The sequence below is a fragment of the Nocardia sp. NPDC003183 genome (assembly GCF_053590715.1).
In genome coordinates, this window is sequence record NZ_JBSFTG010000004.1 from 45813 (window position 1) to 63351 (window position 17539).

Annotated in this window: 22 protein-coding genes; 3 read left to right on the top strand and 19 right to left on the bottom strand. The window is 64.9% G+C overall.

Going from position 1 to position 17539, the window contains the following annotated elements:
• Nucleotides 1-54: 54 nt before the first annotated feature.
• Complete coding sequence (locus ACWDXS_RS16130; protein WP_449966354.1) at nt 55-1026, bottom strand: DUF6301 family protein; 972 nt, start codon at nt 1024-1026, stop codon at nt 55-57.
• Between the two features lie 53 nt (nt 1027-1079).
• Complete coding sequence (locus tag ACWDXS_RS16135; protein WP_378989171.1) at nt 1080-1283, bottom strand: transposase; 204 nt, start codon at nt 1281-1283, stop codon at nt 1080-1082.
• Nucleotides 1284-1647: 364 nt separating this feature from the next.
• Here ACWDXS_RS16135 and ACWDXS_RS16140 point away from each other — a divergent pair, with 364 nt between their 5' ends.
• The gene (locus ACWDXS_RS16140) at nt 1648-2052 is read left to right on the top strand and encodes a hypothetical protein (protein ID WP_379314741.1); all 405 of its coding nucleotides are present in this window, start codon (nt 1648-1650) and stop codon (nt 2050-2052) included.
• Between the two features lie 18 nt (nt 2053-2070).
• On the opposite strand, the gene ACWDXS_RS16145 is transcribed toward ACWDXS_RS16140, so the two are convergent.
• From ACWDXS_RS16145 to ACWDXS_RS16200, 12 genes are all read right to left on the bottom strand, one after another.
• A complete protein-coding gene (locus ACWDXS_RS16145; protein ID WP_378989173.1) occupies nt 2071-2367 on the bottom strand; it encodes a hypothetical protein in 297 nt (98 codons plus the stop codon).
• A gap of 161 nt (nt 2368-2528) precedes the next feature.
• Nucleotides 2529-2873: a hypothetical protein gene (locus ACWDXS_RS16150; protein WP_378989174.1), complete on the bottom strand. Its 345-nt coding sequence runs from the start codon at nt 2871-2873 to the stop codon at nt 2529-2531.
• A gap of 35 nt (nt 2874-2908) precedes the next feature.
• Nucleotides 2909-3070 (bottom strand): hypothetical protein, encoded by a 162-nt coding sequence (locus tag ACWDXS_RS16155; RefSeq protein ID WP_378989175.1) that lies wholly within the window; start codon nt 3068-3070, stop codon nt 2909-2911.
• A gap of 95 nt (nt 3071-3165) precedes the next feature.
• Nucleotides 3166-4107 carry a hypothetical protein gene (locus tag ACWDXS_RS16160; RefSeq protein ID WP_449966360.1) on the bottom strand — a complete coding sequence of 314 codons (942 nt, stop codon included), beginning with the start codon at nt 4105-4107 and terminating at the stop codon, nt 3166-3168.
• A gap of 93 nt (nt 4108-4200) precedes the next feature.
• Complete coding sequence (locus ACWDXS_RS16165) at nt 4201-4641, bottom strand: hypothetical protein (RefSeq protein WP_378989177.1); 441 nt, start codon at nt 4639-4641, stop codon at nt 4201-4203.
• On the bottom strand, nt 4638-4778 hold the full coding sequence (locus ACWDXS_RS16170) for a hypothetical protein (RefSeq protein WP_378870702.1): 141 nt from the start codon (nt 4776-4778) through the stop codon (nt 4638-4640). Before ACWDXS_RS16170 ends, ACWDXS_RS16165 begins: the two co-directional genes overlap by 4 nt.
• A 175-nt stretch (nt 4779-4953) precedes the next feature.
• Nucleotides 4954-5730: a peptidoglycan recognition protein family protein gene (locus ACWDXS_RS16175; protein ID WP_449966365.1), complete on the bottom strand. Its 777-nt coding sequence runs from the start codon at nt 5728-5730 to the stop codon at nt 4954-4956.
• A 228-nt stretch (nt 5731-5958) separates the two neighbouring features.
• On the bottom strand, nt 5959-6213 hold the full coding sequence (locus ACWDXS_RS16180) for a hypothetical protein (protein WP_063005185.1): 255 nt from the start codon (nt 6211-6213) through the stop codon (nt 5959-5961).
• A gap of 19 nt (nt 6214-6232) precedes the next feature.
• On the bottom strand, nt 6233-6463 hold the full coding sequence (locus ACWDXS_RS16185; RefSeq protein ID WP_449966368.1) for a hypothetical protein: 231 nt from the start codon (nt 6461-6463) through the stop codon (nt 6233-6235).
• Nucleotides 6464-6495: 32 nt separating this feature from the next.
• Nucleotides 6496-7263, bottom strand: a complete 768-nt coding sequence (locus ACWDXS_RS16190) for an alpha/beta fold hydrolase (RefSeq protein ID WP_449966371.1) — start codon at nt 7261-7263, stop codon at nt 6496-6498.
• 276 nt (nt 7264-7539) lie between these two features.
• Nucleotides 7540-8109: a hypothetical protein gene (locus ACWDXS_RS16195; RefSeq protein WP_449966374.1), complete on the bottom strand. Its 570-nt coding sequence runs from the start codon at nt 8107-8109 to the stop codon at nt 7540-7542.
• A 750-nt stretch (nt 8110-8859) separates the two neighbouring features.
• A complete protein-coding gene (locus ACWDXS_RS16200; RefSeq protein ID WP_449966377.1) occupies nt 8860-9552 on the bottom strand; it encodes a hypothetical protein in 693 nt (230 codons plus the stop codon).
• A gap of 381 nt (nt 9553-9933) precedes the next feature.
• Here ACWDXS_RS16200 and ACWDXS_RS16205 point away from each other — a divergent pair, with 381 nt between their 5' ends.
• Complete coding sequence (locus tag ACWDXS_RS16205; RefSeq protein ID WP_449966380.1) at nt 9934-10323, top strand: helix-turn-helix domain-containing protein; 390 nt, start codon at nt 9934-9936, stop codon at nt 10321-10323.
• Nucleotides 10324-10378: 55 nt separating this feature from the next.
• Here ACWDXS_RS16205 and ACWDXS_RS16210 read toward each other — a convergent pair whose 3' ends face one another.
• From ACWDXS_RS16210 to ACWDXS_RS16225, 4 genes are all read right to left on the bottom strand, one after another.
• Entirely contained in the window at nt 10379-10765 is a 387-nt protein-coding gene (locus ACWDXS_RS16210) for a hypothetical protein (RefSeq protein ID WP_378989184.1), read from the bottom strand.
• Between the two features lie 559 nt (nt 10766-11324).
• A complete protein-coding gene (locus ACWDXS_RS16215; RefSeq protein WP_378989530.1) occupies nt 11325-11846 on the bottom strand; it encodes a hypothetical protein in 522 nt (173 codons plus the stop codon).
• 503 nt (nt 11847-12349) lie between these two features.
• Nucleotides 12350-13219 carry a MaoC family dehydratase gene (locus ACWDXS_RS16220; RefSeq protein WP_379315043.1) on the bottom strand — a complete coding sequence of 290 codons (870 nt, stop codon included), beginning with the start codon at nt 13217-13219 and terminating at the stop codon, nt 12350-12352.
• A complete protein-coding gene (locus ACWDXS_RS16225) occupies nt 13219-14574 on the bottom strand; it encodes a 3-oxoacyl-ACP reductase (RefSeq protein WP_378989186.1) in 1356 nt (451 codons plus the stop codon). The genes ACWDXS_RS16220 and ACWDXS_RS16225 overlap by 1 nt, the downstream gene beginning before the upstream one ends.
• Nucleotides 14575-14780: 206 nt before the next feature.
• On the opposite strand from ACWDXS_RS16225, the gene ACWDXS_RS16230 reads away from it, so the two are divergent.
• Nucleotides 14781-16118, top strand: a complete 1338-nt coding sequence (locus ACWDXS_RS16230) for an acetyl-CoA C-acetyltransferase (RefSeq protein ID WP_449966384.1) — start codon at nt 14781-14783, stop codon at nt 16116-16118.
• Nucleotides 16119-16560: 442 nt separating this feature from the next.
• On the opposite strand, the gene ACWDXS_RS16235 is transcribed toward ACWDXS_RS16230, so the two are convergent.
• Entirely contained in the window at nt 16561-17529 is a 969-nt protein-coding gene (locus ACWDXS_RS16235) for an alpha/beta hydrolase (RefSeq protein WP_449966996.1), read from the bottom strand.
• Nucleotides 17530-17539: the final 10 nt, after the last annotated feature.

The following is a 17539-nucleotide window of genomic DNA, read 5'->3' on the forward strand; positions in this document are numbered from 1 at the left end:
CTCCGCCAGATCAATTGACAATCTGACACAAACGAGAAATTGGAATTGTCTGCGTCAGTTGCCGCGAAATGCCGTAATGTCAGGAACTGAACTTGGAGAATCTAGCGACTCCTGCCAGGCGCTGATTTCAAGATCATGGGGATGAGCCACCTGAAGCACCGCTCGAAGGGCATCTATCGCGTGATCAGACATCGACTCATATTCTTGGTATTTCGACGGCCATCGAATTGACCGAAACCAACTCGTGCCAGGTGGAGACTCCCACCCTTGCTCAGTCATATTCATTCGCTGCTGGACAAAATTTGTTTTCGCCACCGCCAAATCTTCGCCAAGAGCAATTTGGCACTCCAAATCAAACCAGCCCATCGAAAAAAGCGCACCGCGCCCTTCAGGCACACCTAACAGAAGCTTTCCACCGCTAGCCATGCGAACAAGCGTCGAAGCCAATGCAGTGGAGAAATCAAGCCAATTATCCTGGGAAGGGCGAACCGTCCGCACCGGTTGTTCTAGCTTCTCACCATCACTACCACGTCTTAATTGTTTTGCAGAAGCCTGGTATATGGGATTGATAATTCTTAGCGAAATCGATTCCGTCACGGCGCGCAAAACAATGACAACGTCCGGCCTCTCCCAAGCTATCATTGGAGTGCCGCCAGAAAACCGCCTTGCTGGATCCCCTAAATGCCCAGTGAATCCATCAGCAAGTTCGGCGAAAAGATCCGACAGGTCCGCCCGCGATTCGGGACTAGCGTGACGGGGTCCATCATCAGCCACACGCACCAAAATCTGCGTGATTTCCTGCTCGGGAAGACCTTCGTCTTCGAAGAATTCAAGATCGCGATAGACGCGGCCTATGGGTTGCGCCGTTCCGAGGTTGGTCCGTAGGTCAGCACTGTCATAGCCGAAAGGCTCCAGTTGCCAGCCAGCGGTATCGCAAAAGCGATGCACATCTTCCGTTGTCCAGCTCCAGCCAAAATCTACAGCTAGGCGAGCGACACGGATGGCACCGGCGACGTCAACTTGCATGATTGGATACTACTTCCTGTGAAGGGCAGCGTTGGCGACATCAGAATTGAGGGTCATTCAGCGCGTTGGCTCGGTGCCTGATGATCTTCACCAGGAGCCTTAGATCGCGTCTCATGTCGCTGATCGGGCTTAGCTAGCTTCTTGAAGCAGGTGAGCGCGGCGGCGAGGGTCAGGAATCCGAAGAAGTGTTCGGCTTTGCGGTCGTAGTGCAGGGTGCGCCGGTGGTAGCCGGTCAGCCAGGAGAAGGTGCGTTCCACGACCCACCAGTGTCGGCCGAGGCGGTCACTACGCTCGATTCACCTGCGGGCGAAACGGACTCCGATACTGCGGGTCGGCGACCCAGCGGCGCAACTCGGCGATGTCGTAGGCACTGTCCGCGTGCAACTTCGCGGGTTTGCGCTGGCGTGGCCCGCGCCGCGACCTCACATCATGGAATCAGCCAGGGGTCGCGTGGACGATCGCTCGACTGAATCATCAGCATCACAACGAAACTGGCTGGTAGCGAGGATAATTCACAGTAAACGTGATGAGCCCCACAATTGATCGACGTTGTTGTGTCGGCGCGGCCGTATCAGCTTAAGCTTCGTGTGCTCTCAAGGCTGAGATGTTTTGGGAGACAACATGTTTGATGGCTATCTCTCTGGGAGTTCGAGAAAATTGAAGAAGTTTATTGCCGCGACCTGTCTTGCGATCGCGGCAACAGCGGCGTTCGCCAGTACTGCGCACGCCGCGCCGGCACCTGGATTCGATCGCAGCGCAGTCACCAGCAGCCCGGTTCAGGCTGCACCGATCGCGCTGACGCCCGAGCAACGGGCCTACTGCCAGAACATCACCACGAACGGCTTGATCGGCATGGGCCTGGGCGCCATCGGCGGGTTTGTCGCAGGTTCGGCTATCGGAGCATTTCCCGGCGCGATCATCGGCGGGGTGGTCGGTGGCAGTACCGGCAGCAGCGCTCCGATGCCGGACGCGGACGCCAGCGGTCAGCCGCCGGTCGTCAAGTGCTTCTCCGGCGGGGCGTTCTGATCGACCGCTGGCGCGGGACTAGCCGGCGGCCGGTTTGAAGATGTCGACGATGCTGTTCATCGTGGACAGGCGCCGTTCCTCGCGGACTACGTCCATTGCTGTCTGCGGACGCGGCATCGGCTTCACCTGGGGTGGATCCGCGCCGGCTGCCGCGATCACGGCCGCTTGGACGCCCTGCAACCCGTCGATGATCGACAGGAGCAGATACGTGTCGAGGGTGTAGCCCTCCGGGGTCGGTGGCTCTTCGGCGTCGGGATCGGGGTCGGATTCCTCCATGTCGAGCCAGTACTCGGCGAGTTCACGGTCCAACGCCAAGGCCGTCTTGTAGTGCGACCCGCGGGGTAGGCGGTCCTTGAAGCGCCAGATGGTTCGCCAGTCGCGGGTGCGGAACTCGATGGGCCCGAAGCAGTCTCGGACGTCGATGCCGCGCTCGAGTAGGTCGTATTCGAGCGCGGCACCGAACTTGTCCCAGAACTCTACGAGCCCTCGGATCCCCCCGGCAGCTCCATGGCGCCTTCGCCGTAGAAGTGGGCGTACAGATCGTTCTGGAAGGCGACCCATTCGTCGATGGGGCGGTCGGCGAACAAGTCGTCGACCGCCTCGTAGACGTCACCCAGCAGGATCCGCAGCTGGTCTTCTTCGTCGTCGGTTTCGGCCAGTATGCGCGCCTGACGGCGGGTCAGTGGCTGGATCGCGATGTCGGCGGTCAGGTGGTAGGGGCCGCGTCGCTTGGCTGCGAGCTCGCGCTGGATCTCGTAGAAGCGGCCTTCGTCACCGCCGGCCACCTTCGTAGCCGTTGACGTTTTGCGGGGTGCTGCCATCAGGGGATCTCCGGTTTCGTAGTGGTGGAACGTAGTTACTTGGCGGGCTTGGCCGCGGCGACGGCCTGCTTGACGTCTTCCTTGACGCGGTGGCCGAGACCGAACATGGCGTCACCGAACGCCGAGGCGTCGAACACCTGGTAATCGTGGGTGCCATCGGTCATCGTGACCGGGAACTGGGTGGGGATAAAGGACACGGGATAGCCCCGCTTTCTCTCCGGAAGCTGACAAGAAGTGGCCGCGTGCCGCGACCGGAGAAGCACGGCACGCGACCACGTTTCATGGGCGTCGACTACGCAACGGTGACGACGCAGTTGACCGAGGCCAACGCGGTGCCACCGGTCGGGGTGTACACGATGCCGACGGTGGTGTTGCCCACGGTGGCGTTCGCGGCGGCGGTCACGAAACCGGACGCCGACACGGTGATGTTCGAACCACCGGCCGGGGTGAAGGCGCAATTGGCGTTCGGCAGGATGCCGCCGAACTGGTCGGTCACCACGATCGGCGCGGACGTGGTGGTGCCACGGGTCACGCTGATCGGCGCGGGCGTGATCGCCGAGACGGTGTACTTGATGCCGGTCGCCGACAGCAGCTTCTGCCAGCCGGTGCCGCCGAAGCCGTGGGCGACGGCGTAACCGAGGGTGTCGTCCTTGAAGGCGGTGAGGGTGAGCTTCTCGCCCATCAGGTTGGTGGGGGTCCACTGCTCACCACCCCACTTTGTGACGGCGACCTTCGGCATGATCTTGAAGATGTAGATCGGGCTGGCGTCGGTGCCGTCCTTGCCGATCACGACCGCGGAATAGTAGTTGATCTGCGGGGTCGCGGGCTGCCAGAAGCCGACCTCACCGTTGGCCGCGGCCTGGGTGGACGCCAGGTTGGTGTTGCTGGTCAGCGCCAGATTCAGCAGGTTGGTCTGCTGCGGCTCGAACTCGATGGTGGTGATATCGCTGGTGATGTCGTCGCGGACCGGCTGCATCTCGCCGTACGCCTCGATCGGCGATGCCGTCACGGCGCGCGCGAAGTTGACACCGGACTTCTTGTCGATCAGGCCGACCGACTGGTACGACACGGGCAGCGCGAGCAGGTTGCCGGTGGCGTCGGTCATGCTGCCCGGGGTGACGGGGGTCGAGTTCGGCCACGGGGCCAGGAACACCGCGGCATCCAGCGGCTTGAGCAGCAGCTGGCGCTGGGCGGCCTTCAGCGTGGTCAACGGGGTGGACGAGATGGGAGGCAAGACTTTCTCCATTCATGTGCCCGGTGAAACGGGCTGGACAAGGAAGGGCACCCACGCGATCGAATATGTGCGTGGGTGCCGGTGATATGCCGTCTACTGACGGCGAGCGTCGATGGCGAAGGCGAGCTCGACCATCTGGTGCAGCGGGTCGAGGTCTGGGAATTCGCTCGTCCCGCGGCTGCGACGCAGATTCGGGGCACTGAAACGCGGTTCAGCAGCAGCGATTTCCTCCACGTAATCGACCAGCACGCCGTTGAAGCGTGCGGCCGAGGCGTTCAGAAAGGCATCGCGCACCTGAATCGCCATGGTCTGCGCCTGCTGCCTGCTGCTGTGAAAAACGGCCGCCCGCACCTTCGCCTGGTAGGTGATCGCGTTGTGATCGAGCGTGCCGCCCGTCGTACGAACCCAGATCAGCGGCAGCGTGATTTGGCTCGCCAGCGCAGGCAGGAAACTCACGGTCGGTGCGATAGGTGTGAGCAGCCCGATCATGAACTGCTCGAAGTCCGGGAACTGCCCGGCGTATGGGCTGGTCATGCGACACCGTCGTCGAGTGCCGGGGCGATCTCGACAGCGGCGTGAAGTACGCCCGTCGAGGATTCCGATGGCTCCGACGCGGTGGCTTCCTCAGCGCCGAGCGCGGAACTCGCGGCGAACGTAGTCAATTCCGTCATGGTGATCTCCGGGAGTTGGGAACGGATGCCGCTGGGAATCAACCGCATTCGCGATGTGGCGGTGCGGGCCATCGAGGCGGTCCGTTGTGGGGTCAGAGGCCGAGCAGCGGCAGGACTACCGGCGCGAGCACAATGGCCAGCTCGAGCAGTTCGAGAAGGATGGGAAGCAATGGATTCACCTCCCCTCGGATGCGGGCGTTTCGAGGGCCTTCAGGCGGTCCAGGATGTCGGCGAGGACGTCGACCACGGTCATCCCGTCGAGCTGTTCCCAGCCCGCGAACATGCCCGCATCCCGCTGCTGGCTACCGCACAGCTGCTCGCGGATGTCTTTGACATCGGTGCCGATCGGGCCGCAGAACGCGGTGATGAAATCCTGGATCTGGGTTACTTCGGATGCGCTCATCGGAGCGTCCTCTCCGTCGATGAATGCCTGCACTTCGCGACGGAACTCGTCCATGTCGATGCCGGCGGGGTCGATTTTTCCTTCGTGGGAGTACTCGCGGTGGGCCACGCAGTCCTCGGCGTCGCGGCCGATGCGGGCCAGGATGGCCGCGCAGCCGCGCTTGTAGGCGTCGAGTTGGGCTGGGGTCCAGTCGGTTCCGTCGCCGCGGGAGACGGCTTCGATGCCGATCACGTGGTAGTTGGCGTTGTCGGTGGGCCAGCCGGGCCAGGAGCCGCGGCCCGCGTGCCAGCACACGCCTGCGGCGATCACGCGGAAGGTGCCGTCGCGTTCGAGGACCAGCTGGGCCAGCGGGCCGGGGAGGTCGGCGCGGCCGTCCTGGACGATGCGCCAGTCGTTCTTGCCGCCGCCCGCGGTGTGGTGGCAGAGCACGCCGCGCAGGTCACGGAAGTCGCCGTGGCCTCGGTCGCGCCAGCCCTCGTGTTCGATGACGTCCAGCCCGGCAGCGCGCAGCACATCGGCCAGCCATACCGGGTCGCCTGTCCAGGCCATAGGTATCTCCTTGTGTGAGTGAAGGTTCGGGGTCCCGCCCTCGTGGACGAGGGGAAGCGCCGAGGGCGGGACCGTCACTCCTGACGCAGCGGCGACGTCTACGACCGCAGACCACCTGCGGGAGACGGGCGCGTCAGGAGCGCGGCATGCGGCGGGCTCGAATCCCGCACCGTATCGAGTGTTCTCCGGGGGCCGACCGCATGCAGTTCGGAAACGGCGGGGTCGCCGTCAGATTTCTTCTTGGAGGGTGGCGGGGATCTTGTAGTCCGCCACCGGGGGCTCCATGCCAGGGACATGCAGGCGCAGGAAGCCGAGCAGTTCGTCGATGTGTCGCTGCAGTGCGCGGATCAGCCGGATCGCGTCGCGGAATCGGAGGTGATCGTCGGCGGCCTGTTCCTCGAGCGCGACTACCCGCTCACGCAACTTGGCGACTTCGCGGGCCTGCCATGCGGTCACCGCGCCGATGACTGTCGCAAGGGCCATCCCTGCCGCTTGTACGAGTTCAGGGCTTAACCACGATGCCATCCGGTTCACCCACCGATCCGGTCAGCGGGGTAACGGCGGGCCTGATGAGCACGCCCGCGATCAGCGGCGTCGCCAATCCGTACAGGGTGAGCAGTGTTTCGATCCATGCCGTATCGATCTCGCGACCGAGCAGATAGGCGAGGACACCCGTCACAGCGACGAGCACCGACCGGACCAGCGCGGGCTCTGGGGTTTTGCTGATTCTCATGATGTGTTCCTTCCCACAGGTTTTCGCGGGTCTCAGATGCGCCCTTCGGCGACATCGCGGTTCAGTGCCTGGGCGAGTGCGCGGGCGTGGCCGTATCGGACGTAGTCACTGGTGTGCCTGCCGTCGAACAGGTAGCCGCGGGCATAGGCGATGGCGCCGGTCCAGTGGCTCCAGTTGGATGGTGACCACCAGCGCTGCAGTTGATTTCGGGTGGCGGTGTCGAGCATCCGCTGTGCCCAGCGCACCGCCGAGTTCGCGCTGGCGAAGCTGAAGAAGGCGCTCAGATCCGCGATGGTCCGCAAGGGGTTGCCGGCGGGCAGTGCGGTGATGGGATCGCCGGGCGCCGCGGCCCAATAGGCGGGGATGCCGTCGATGGGCCGCTCACCGACAACGCCGTAGCCGCCGGGGTCGGTGTCGCCGAGGTACTTGCCCGCCGGTCTGCGCGGATCGGCGATCAACGCGCAGGCGATCACCGCACGGCCCGGATGCTCACCGCAGCCGATCTCCGCCGCGAGGTCACCGGCAACCGCCGCACCCTGCGAATATCCGGCCAGCACGACAGGGTTCGGCGACCGGTCGACAGCCGCCAGGAGCGCGCGCTTGCCTTCGGCAACACTCTCGGCGTAGCTCACCTGCGACCCGTAGTCGGCGGGATACGGGACCATCCGAGGGGTGAACATCGACTTGTTCAGCGCGTCGGTGAAGGCAGCTGTGACGCCGTCGCCGCCAGGATTCCAGGTTCCGCCGACCACGAGTACATCGATCGTGCGGGGCGATCCTTTCGGAGACCACAGTGACATGTTCGTACCTCTCTGGGACGTGAGTGGAGGTCCCGCTCCGACGGAGTGCTCCGCCGGAGCGGGACCGATGCGCCCCTGCGCTGCGACAACGCCTTTCGACCGCAGCGAGCTGCGGGAGACGGGCGCGTCAGGGGCGGGCATGCGGCGGGCTCTGAACCCGCTGGCTCGAGGTGTTCGTGTCCGGGGGCCTGCCGCATGAGTTCTGAATCGGCGGCACGCGCCAACGACAAAGCCCCCGTGCCGTTTTCACGGAACGAGGGCTGAGGAAGACTGTGGCTACCGGTGGTGTCGGCCGGGTGCCAGCTGGCGAAGCATCTCACCCGAGCTGGATGTCGGCCACAAGCACCGATAAGGGTATTCGGAGGGCATCCCGGGCAGCCAGCCCAGGCGGTTCAGCAGGTGCACCGGGATCACCGCGAACTCCTCGTTCGCCAGGTGTTGCAATCGCCAACCGAGCAGGAACTCGGTGACCCCGAGGAGCGCGGAGACATCGGTGAGGTTGTCGGCCACCTCCAGCGCGTCACGCAGGTGGGCGACGGGGATGAGGCGTTGTGCCACCACATCGTGCACCTGCATCTCGATCCGGCCCCGCCATCGCTCGCCGTCGAGTGCTGCTGCCAGTTCGCGTGATTCGGCCATCTCGATGTGGGCGACGGCGTGGGCGATGACTTCGTTTCGTACGTGACCGGACAGGTCGGCCTGGATAAGGACTGCGCGGTCGACTACCGACCAATACGACACGAAGTCGAAGACCACGGCCGAATCGACCCGGATTCCCTGGTTGAACGCAGATTCTTGGGCGTTGAACCCATTGCGCTGCACCGCGATATCTTGTCGGTCCGGCATCGAGGCATCCGACTCACCTTCATCACCCATGGCAATACACAACTCTCACAACTCGGAACTGACCACGACCCGTCGCATCATCACCACCGGAGACGGTGTCAGATGCCGTGTGTCAGGTCACCGAGAGGTGGTACGCGTCACCGTGGTCGGCGCCCGGAGCGAGCGCCAGCGATCCACCGCACCAGCGACAACCTGGAGGTCTTCTACGCAGATGTCGGAGAGATCGACATGGCCGACACGGTTCCTTCGGCCTGGTATCGAGTCGTCTACTCGATAGAGGGACTCGCCTTCGCGAGTAGGTCTCTCACCGGTCGGCTTACCGGATTCATCGGGAGTAAATGCATCGAATGCACCTGACACAAGTAGAACCTCACCCAGCAGCCGAAATGTCGAGACTCTCGGTCGAGAGCACGCGCCCATTCTAGCGTTGACGTGAACCGAGTCCCGGTCAGGATCTGCGGGGTCAGCGCTCGCTGACATCGAATCGCTTTGTCCCAAAATGATTTTGGGCACGACGAATCCCGCTGGCACTAGTTTGCGTCATCGGCCACAACTTGTCAACACCGACTTTCACAAGAGGCCAAATCCCAGGTAGGCGTGGGTATTTCGATACACCGACGCGACGAGACGAGCCCGAACTTCATGCGGCCTAAGCACTTCGGGCACGTGGATCCAGCCGTGCCGGGTCCCCACAACGCCAGCGGGGCGCCGGCAACAATCTGCCGACGCCCCGCTGGGTCACTCTGTTCGCTATGCATCTTTCGCCCGGTGCCGCGCCGGAAGGGCACGGTGCGCATCCAAAACCTCACCCACGATGAAGAGCTCCGGCCAGTCCGGCGACCAGGGCCCCGGGACGGGACTGATCAGACCAGCCTTGCGCAGTGTGCGCACCCGCCGAGCGGTGAGGTTGCGGAAACCGTCACCCAGCTCTTCGGCGAGTTTGCCGATCGCGGCCGCATGGAGGCGAACCGCCCTGGCGCGCAGGACCAGAGCCGCATCGGCGGGAGCGAGATCGACCGGCGGACACACCACCGCTTCCGCGGCCTCGATCGCCGCGGCGAACTCAGCGGGCGCGGCCTCCACACCTTCCGTCATCGCCAGCGCGACGATGTTGCGCTGCAACCATTCCGCCATGCCACTGATGGTCGCGACCCCGGTGTAGTCGATGCCGCGCTGTTCGCAGACCAACCGAACCCAGGCCACCAAGACCGACTGGAGGTGGTCGGCCGCGCGAGCAGCGACGGGATTGAACGGAAGTCGCTGCTCCTGCGAGCCACTGCGCGTGCGGTAGTCCACCGCGCCGAAGCGGGTCTGGCGCGTGCGCGCGTCCGACAGGTCCTCGGCCAGGTCGGGGATGTCACCGAGCATCCGGGCCAGATCCCGCGCGGCTTCCCGATCCAGGTACAGGTGGTTGTCATCGGCCCACCTGTCCAGGGGGGTCACGCCGCATGAATCCTCACGAATGCGGTTCGACGCCGTGACGGCATCGTATGGGCCCATGTACTTGCTCCTTCGGTCGATAGCGGGCCGGAGCCCCGGTCGTACCCTGCTACGCGGCCGAAATCGAGTGGCGCGCCCCCGGGCGGTGTCCAGGAGTGGCTCCTACTGGGACCCACAATCGGACACCCGTTGTATGCAACGTTGTTGCAACGCGTCTGTCAAGCCGAGGCGGCAGAGTGCTGTACCCAGTCACATACCGCCACAAACAAACTCGCTATTCGCTGTTACGGTCTACATCCGGTGCAGGATTTCGATTCGCAAATTCGCAGCCGATGACTACATACACTTCATGCATCAGTGCAAACAATCTGCTACCCTCGATGCATGGTGAGACAACGGAGCGCGGTGGTCCCCGCCGAGGTCAGCGCCACCCTGCGACTTGCTCGCAAGGAGCGCGAGATGTCGATGGACCGCGCCGCGAAAGCAGCACGGATCAGTACGAGCCTGTGGACACAGGTCGAGAACGGGACCCAGTACAAGCGCGGACAGAAGGTCCCCGCCAGCACCACGGCCGAGACCTTGCAGGCCATGGCGGCGGCGGTTGGTCTCGATGCCGAACCGCTGCTGACACAGGCGGGGCTGGACCCGATCGAGACGGAGCAGGTTCGGCCGCAATCCATCGAGGGAATCGTCGATCTCTCCGGGTTGTCCGAAGGTGATCTGCGAATTGTCGCCGCTTACGTCAACGGACTTCGCGCGGCCAGACACAGCTGAGCTCGAACGACGAATGCCCCGCTCATCGCGGGGCATTCGTCGTTTGCGTACTGCGTCAGGAGGCCGGGGGAGTTTCCACCGGGGTCTCCTCAGCCGCTGCCGAGCCGCTGGTGAGCGCCTTCAGGATCGCCGCCAGACTGTCGGCCGAACCGGTCGAGGCGTCGTCGCCCGTGCCGCCGGTGCCGGGTTCGGTCTCGTCGGCGACCTCGGTGCCGGTCTCGGTGTCCGCCGGGTCCTCCGCCGCCGACGAGCCGCTGGTGAGCGCCTTCAGGATCGCCGCCAGGCTGCCGGCCGAACCGGTGGTGGCCTCCTCGCCCGTGCCGCCGGTGCCAGGTTCGGTGACAACCGGCGGGACCTCGTCCGCGGTGGCGATGCCCGTGCCGAACACGGCCATCCCGGCGGCGATGACGATGCCGAAGCCGAGCGTGCGAATCTTCTTCATGAAATGAAACCCCTTGGTATTAACCATGATTGCCGACTTTGTTGCCGACTGAAAGTTTCTAACACGGTCGGCGGCGGCTCCCTAGCCCGCGACATTCGGGGCATTCGCCGAACCATTGCTGCGCATTTGCCCGTTGAGTGCCTGACGGCAGAACTCGTTTCGGGGATCTCATATCGATTGCTCGAAGACCGCCGTTCGGCACAACGAACGGGAGCTCGAACAAGATCATTACCGCTGGACGATCGATCAATCACGCGAACCGCGGCAAGATCCCCGCAGCGAAGGATCGAGGCAGAGCATCACGCTTGTGCCGAACCTTGCTGTATACCCAGTTACTGATCGGCTTAGTCCATGATTGATATCACCATGAAAACCTGTAACGAGTTCCGGTGTGTAACCGATTGGGCGGCAGCCATATTCATGTTTTCCCGCCGTGCGCTGCGCTTACCGGAATATGTGCTGTCAGTTTTCTGCCAGATAGCTGTTTGCTCAGGGCCGCATGCCTTTTCGGGTATGCGGCCCCGACACGTGCGATATCGACCGGGATGGACCGGTCGCGCTAAGACGGGCAGTTGACCGTGTACTCCCACTGGGTGTCGTTCGGGCCTGTAACCCGAACGCTCACCGTCGAGGACGACCCCGCGGGCAACGAGACGACCCGAGATCCGGTGCCCTGGTTGGCATTGTCTCCGACGTAGCCGGTGTCGAGCACCTGCCCGCCTTCGTAGAAGACCTGAATGCGGTCGGGAATGTTGAGGGTTTCGTAGGTCAGGACGAACGAGGTCGGTCCGGTGACGCCGAGCTGATGCGTCGTGTTGGTGACGCCGGCCCCGCCGGACTTGGTCGAGCGGTTGCACGGCTGCACGCTCTCGGACGACCCACCGCTCGAGCTACCGCCGAGGATTCCGCTGCCGGTGTCGAGCAGATCCCCCAGAATCCCGCTGCCCGTGTCGATTACCCCGCTTCCGGTCTCACCGCTTCCGGTGTCCGCGCCTGCCACCGCGCCGGCGCTCGCGACCAGCGACAGCGCCGCCCCCACGAGAGCAACCGCGCGCAGAATCCCCCGATTCGAAAGACTGATCTTGTTCACAACGCTTCCTCCACAACACTTCTCGCCACGGATCTGGATCAGGTGAACCCGCCGACGCGACCGAACGATCGCTGGGCAAGAGAAGTTCTACACGCGTTCCAGAGGAACCGGAATGCTCGAAATTCGGCCACCACGGTGTTCAGATGCCGAATAGTTGCCCGGTGGCGCGAGCCCGCGGTATTGACAGCCGGGCAACACTACAAAGTCAGCCCTCCGCGCCCCGGGCAATTTCTTAGCACGCAGAAGAAAACACCGGACGGTAGACCAAAATGGGCACCGGAATGCCTTAGGGCAACTTCATAGCGAATCGTTTAATGTCGATGAGTAAAGTCACAGCAATTGCCCGTAACGACACCTATCGGGATGACGATCGGCGAGAGTCTCGAAAGCGTAAGGCCCCGAACACAATCCCTCGTGACGACCGATTCACCGCGCCCTGAAACCAACAAGGGCCGCACACCCCCCTGGAGTGTGCGGCCCTTGCCGGTGGAGACTCAGCGCAAGGTTGCGGTGAGGTGTGGGTACCCCTTCTTGGGATGCAGGATGGAGAGATCCCAGCCGGATCCGACCTGGTCGGCGTAGATGTTCACCGAGGACGGAAGGAAGATCGGCTTGCCGAACTTGACCGCGTAAGTGGCCTTTTCGGGGACGCGGCCCTCGATCGTGCTGAGGATCGCTGCCGCCGACCACATGCCGTGGGCGATGGTCTGCGGGAAACCCATTGCCTTCGCGCCGATCCCGGAGACGTGGATCGGGTTGTGATCGCCGGACGCGGCGGCGTAGCGGTTGATCATCTTCTGATCCACGCGCTGCACGCGCAACGGGGGCGGGGGCACCTCATCGGCGGGGGGCGCCGACTTGGGACCGCCCGAGAGCGACGTGCGCTGCTGGTGCAGGAAGGTGGTCACCTGCCGCCAGACGAGTTCACGACCGACGCTGATCTCCGTGATCGCGTCCACCAGAAGACCTTTCGGGTGTTCGCGGAGGTTCTCGATATGGGTGGAGAAATCGAGGGGCTCGGCGACCGAGATCTCGCGGGTGCGTTCGATGACGTTCTCGAAGTGCACCGCACCGACCGCGCTGAACGGGAAATCCCGTGCGACGACGAGTTGCATCGCCAGCGGGAAGCTGAGGATGAACGGGTACGTCAGCGGCAAGGTGTCGCTGAAACGCAGGCCGGTGGCATGGCAGTACGCGGCGAGATGGTCGGGGTCGACCCGCACGCCCTCGAGGACTACTCGACGGTCGGGCAGGGTGGGCTTGCGCGCCGACAGCGGAGCGGGCAGCGGGATGGCGCCCAGCGCCGCCTTGGCGTACAGGCCGCCGTTCTTGGGAACCTCGGTGAGGGTGATCGTCTGAGTCATCAGGCGCCGATCAGGCTCTGACCGCAGACGCGAACCACGTTGCCGCTCACCGCGTTCGACGCGGGGCTCGCGAAGTAGGCGATGGTCTCGGCGACGTCGACGGTCTGGCCACCCTGCAGCAGCGAGCTCATCAGGCGACCGGCCTCGCGGGTGCCGACGGGGATGGCGGCGGTCATCGCGGTCTCGATGAAGCCGGGCGCCACCGCGTTGATGGTGATGCCCTTCTCGGCCAGCAGCGGGGACTCGGCGTCGACCATGCCGATGACGCCCGCCTTGGACGCGCCGTAGTTGGTCTGGCCGCGGTTGCCCGCGATGCCCGCGATGGAGGACACGTCGATCACGCGCCCGCCTTCCTTGAGCACGCCCTTGGCGACGAGGCCGGAGGTGATGCGGTGCGGGGCAGCGAGGTTGACATTGATCACCGAGCTCCAGCGGCCCTCGTCCATGTTGGCGAGCAGCTTGTCGCGGGTGATGCCGGCGTTGTGGACGACGATGTCGATGCCGCCGAAACGCTCGGTGGCGAAGTCGGCCAGCCGCTCGGCGGCGTCGGGCGCGGTGACGTCGAGGGCCAGCGCGGTGGCGCCGATCTTGTTCGCGGTGTCGGACAGCGCCTCGCCCGCGGCGGGGATGTCGGCGACGATCACGGTGGCGCCGTCACGGGCGAACACCTCGGCGATGGTGGCGCCGATACCGCGCGCGGCACCGGTCACGACGGCGACCTTGCCCGCGAGCGGCTTGTCCCACGACGCCGGGGCGACCGAGTCGGCGGAACCGACCCGGATGACCTGACCGTCGACGAAGGCCGACTTACCGGAGAGCAGGAAGCGCAGGGTCGACTCGAGGCCGGTCGCGGATGCGCCCGCTTCGGGGTGCACGTAGACGAGCTGGCCGGTCGCGCCGCGCAGCAGCTCCTTGGCGACCGAACGGGTGAAGCCCTCGAGCGCGCGCTGGGCGATCTGCTCGTCGACCGAGCCGACCAGTTCGGGGGTGGTGCCCAGAACCACGACACGGCCCGACGGCGCGAGGCTGCGCATGGCCGGCTGGAAGAACTCGAACAGCTGCGCGAGCTTGTCGATCGAATCGATGCCGGTGGCGTCGAAGACCAGCGCGCCGTACTTGGTGCCCGATTCGAGCGAGTCCGCGACGGTGTAGTCCGACAGCAGCGCGCGGACCGGCTCGGCCAGGCGACCCTTGCCGCCGAGCAGCACCGGGCCGGGCAGCGCGGGCTCGCCCGCCTTGTAGCGGCGCAGTTCGGCCGGCTGCGGGAGGCCCAGCTTGCTCGCGAGGAACGCGCCGGGGGCGGAGTGGATGAAAGATCCGTAGAGGTTCGGTGCACCCTTGCTCTTGGCTGCCACTGTTCCTACCTTCTCTGTGCTCGACGAGTGTGGTGACCGTGCTCCGCCCAGTGTCCCCCGTGTGAGCGCACACTTGCGGGTACGGTGTCGACAACGAACTTACTCCGGAGTAAGTTTAATGTAAACCGATACGACGCCGCGACCGCACGGGGGCCGATTCCAGCGGCCGGCGTTACCCGGAACCGACGAGACCATGGAGAACTCGAGTGACAAGCAAAGCCCGCTCGGCGACGGCCAAGGCCGCAACTAAGCCTGCCAAGGCCGCGAAGACCCAGCGCCCGATTGCCATCGTTGGCGGCAACCGCATCCCGTTCGCGCGCTCCGACAAGGCCTACGCCAAGGCGTCCAATCAGGACATGTTCACCGCCGCCCTCGATGGGCTGGTCAGCCGGTTCGGTCTGCAGGGCGAGCGCCTGGGCATGGTCGTCGGCGGCGCTGTGCTCAAGAAGGTCGGCGAGCACAGCCTGATCCGCGAGAGCGTGCTCGGCTCGAAGCTCTCGCCCTACACCCCGGCCCACGACCTGCAGCTCGCCTGTGGCACCGGCCTGCAGTCGATCGTCACCGTCGGTGACGCGATCGCGCTGGGTCGTATCGAGTCCGGCATCGGCGGCGGCGCCGACACCACCTCCGACGCGCCGATCGGCGTGAGCGAGGACATGCGCGAGTGGATGCTCACCGCCAACCGCGCCCGGACCACCAAGGACAAGGTCAAGCTGGTCGGCCAGCTGCGCCCCTCGATGCTGGGCATCGAGATCCCCAAGAACGCCGAGCCGCGCACCGGTCTGTCGATGGGTGAGCACGCCGCCATCACCGCGAAGGAATTCGGCGTCGCCCGCGAAGCGCAGGACGAGCTGGCCTACCTCTCGCACAAGAACATGGCGGCCGCCTACGACCGTGGCTTCTTCGACGACCTGATCACCCCGTTCCTCGGCCTGACCCGCGACGACAACCTGCGTCCCGGCTCCACCGTGGAGAAGCTGTCGACCCTGAAGCCGGTGTTCGGCGTCAAGGCGGGCGACGCCACCATGACCGCGGGCAACTCGACCCCGCTCACCGACGGCGCGTCCGCGGTGCTGCTGTCCACCGACGAGTGGGCGGCCGAGCGCAACCTGCCGGTGCTGGCCCACCTGGTCGACTCCGAGGTCGCCGCGGTGGACTACATCCACGGCCCCGACGGCCTGCTGATGGCGCCCACCTACGCGGTCGCGCGCCTGCTGGCCCGCAACGGCCTGACCCTGCAGGACTTCGACTACTACGAGATCCACGAGGCGTTCGCCTCCGTGGTGCTGGCCACCCTGGCCGCGTGGGAGTCCGACGCCTACTGCAAGGAGCGCCTCGGCCTCGACAGCGCGCTGGGCTCGATCGACCGTAGCAAGCTCAACGTCAACGGCTCCTCGCTCGCCGCGGGCCACCCGTTCGCCGCGACCGGCGGTCGCATCGTCGCCTCGACCGCGAAGATGCTGGCGGAGAAGGGGTCCGGCCGCGCGCTGGTCTCCATCTGCGCCGCGGGCGGCCAGGGTGTGGTGGCGATCATCGAGCGCTAGTCCGCGCTGATCACGCACAGAAACGGCGGGTGTTCTCCGATTCTTCGGAGAACACCCGCCGTTTCGTTGTCAGACCTCAGCGGCACGTCGGGTTCGGGTGCGGCTCCGTGGACGCCCACGGCCCGCAGAGAATGAGCTTGAGGAAGCCGAGTGGAATGTCGATCGCGGCGGAACCGGTTCCGGCGGACCCCGATTCGGCTACCACAGTCGGTTGCGCGGGGGCGGCGAGCGCTGTTGGCGCGCCTGCGGCGATACCGGCGACAGCCGCGGTGGCAACAAGGACTCGGATCATTCGACGGTGCATAACAAGCCTTTCAATGGAAAACCGAGCGAAGCTGATAACCACATCGGGTGCCTCGATACGAGCGTTATCTATAGCTTCCATGGGCTTGACACCTCGAATTATTCAGTGCTACAAGACGTTCGAGTTGCACACCGACTGTCAGTTCGCTTCGATAGCGGCGGCGAGAAGTGGCCAGGAGTTGTGCAGGTCTTGTTCCCAGTACCGCCAGGTATGGGTGCCGGCGGCGCGGAATTCGGTATGGGCGGGGATGTTCAGTTCCGCGAGGCGAGCGGCGAGGCGCTGGGTGCACTGGTTGGCGGCGGCTTCGATGGCGCCGCCGAGCAGGATCTGGTCGGTCATGCCGATGACCTTTCCTGGCGTCGCTCCGGGCGGGAGAGTTTCGGCGGCGCCGGGGAGCCCGTTGGCGCTGGACAGGTAGATCGCCTTGCCGCGCAGGCGTTCCGCGTTGAGGTAGGCGTCGTTCGCACGCCAGGCGGGGTCGCCGGGCGGGCCCCACATGTTGGCGGGGTCGGCACCACCGCGGGCGAGGACGAAATCGATATAGGCGCGGCTGACCGGATCGTCGACCGAGGCGCAGCCGCTGTAGGAGCCGACGGCGCGGTAACGATCAGGGGCGGCGATGGCCAGGTTGAGCACCGCCGTGGCCGACATCGACAGGCCCGCGATGGCATTCACGCCGGTGGTGCCCAGGGTGGCGTCGATGATCGGCGGGAGTTCCTCGGTGAGGAAGGTCTGCCATTTGTTGCGGCCGAGCTTCGGATCGTCGCGCAGCCAATCGGTGTAGTACGAGAACGCGCCCGCCGCCGGCGTGACGACGTTGACGTTCTTGTCGGCGAAGAACTGCACGATGTCGGTCTGGTTGTACCAGTTCGCGATATCCTCGCCGCCGCCCGCGCCGTTGAGCAGATACAGCGTCGGACGTGGCGCGCTGGTGTCGTGCGGCGTGATGACCTGCAGCGGAATCACCCGGTCCATGGACGCGGAGTACACGTGCAGCGTCTGCTGCCGCTGGCCGGGCCGCTCGATCCGATCCAGCCGCGATCCGTCCGCACCGGCCGTTCCGATAGCGACGACCGACAGCGCGATAACGGCGAGCGCGGTCAGCACCGTCCGCTTA

What these genes read in the sequence shown, in the direction of transcription:
- ACWDXS_RS16130 (WP_449966354.1), bottom strand. Translation starts at nt 1,026, where the DNA reads ATGCAAGTTGACGTCGCCGGTGCCATCCGTGTCGCTCGCCTAGCTGTA.
- ACWDXS_RS16140 (WP_379314741.1), top strand. Translation starts at nt 1,648, where the DNA reads ATGTTTGATGGCTATCTCTCTGGGAGTTCGAGAAAATTGAAGAAGTTT.
- ACWDXS_RS16150 (WP_378989174.1), bottom strand. Translation starts at nt 2,873, where the DNA reads ATGGCAGCACCCCGCAAAACGTCAACGGCTACGAAGGTGGCCGGCGGT.
- ACWDXS_RS16165 (WP_378989177.1), bottom strand. Translation starts at nt 4,641, where the DNA reads ATGACCAGCCCATACGCCGGGCAGTTCCCGGACTTCGAGCAGTTCATG.
- ACWDXS_RS16170 (WP_378870702.1), bottom strand. Translation starts at nt 4,778, where the DNA reads ATGACGGAATTGACTACGTTCGCCGCGAGTTCCGCGCTCGGCGCTGAG.
- ACWDXS_RS16175 (WP_449966365.1), bottom strand. Translation starts at nt 5,730, where the DNA reads ATGGCCTGGACAGGCGACCCGGTATGGCTGGCCGATGTGCTGCGCGCT.
- ACWDXS_RS16180 (WP_063005185.1), bottom strand. Translation starts at nt 6,213, where the DNA reads ATGGCCCTTGCGACAGTCATCGGCGCGGTGACCGCATGGCAGGCCCGC.
- ACWDXS_RS16185 (WP_449966368.1), bottom strand. Translation starts at nt 6,463, where the DNA reads ATGAGAATCAGCAAAACCCCAGAGCCCGCGCTGGTCCGGTCGGTGCTC.
- ACWDXS_RS16190 (WP_449966371.1), bottom strand. Translation starts at nt 7,263, where the DNA reads ATGTCACTGTGGTCTCCGAAAGGATCGCCCCGCACGATCGATGTACTC.
- ACWDXS_RS16195 (WP_449966374.1), bottom strand. Translation starts at nt 8,109, where the DNA reads ATGCCGGACCGACAAGATATCGCGGTGCAGCGCAATGGGTTCAACGCC.
- ACWDXS_RS16205 (WP_449966380.1), top strand. Translation starts at nt 9,934, where the DNA reads ATGGTGAGACAACGGAGCGCGGTGGTCCCCGCCGAGGTCAGCGCCACC.
- ACWDXS_RS16210 (WP_378989184.1), bottom strand. Translation starts at nt 10,765, where the DNA reads ATGAAGAAGATTCGCACGCTCGGCTTCGGCATCGTCATCGCCGCCGGG.
- ACWDXS_RS16220 (WP_379315043.1), bottom strand. Translation starts at nt 13,219, where the DNA reads ATGACTCAGACGATCACCCTCACCGAGGTTCCCAAGAACGGCGGCCTG.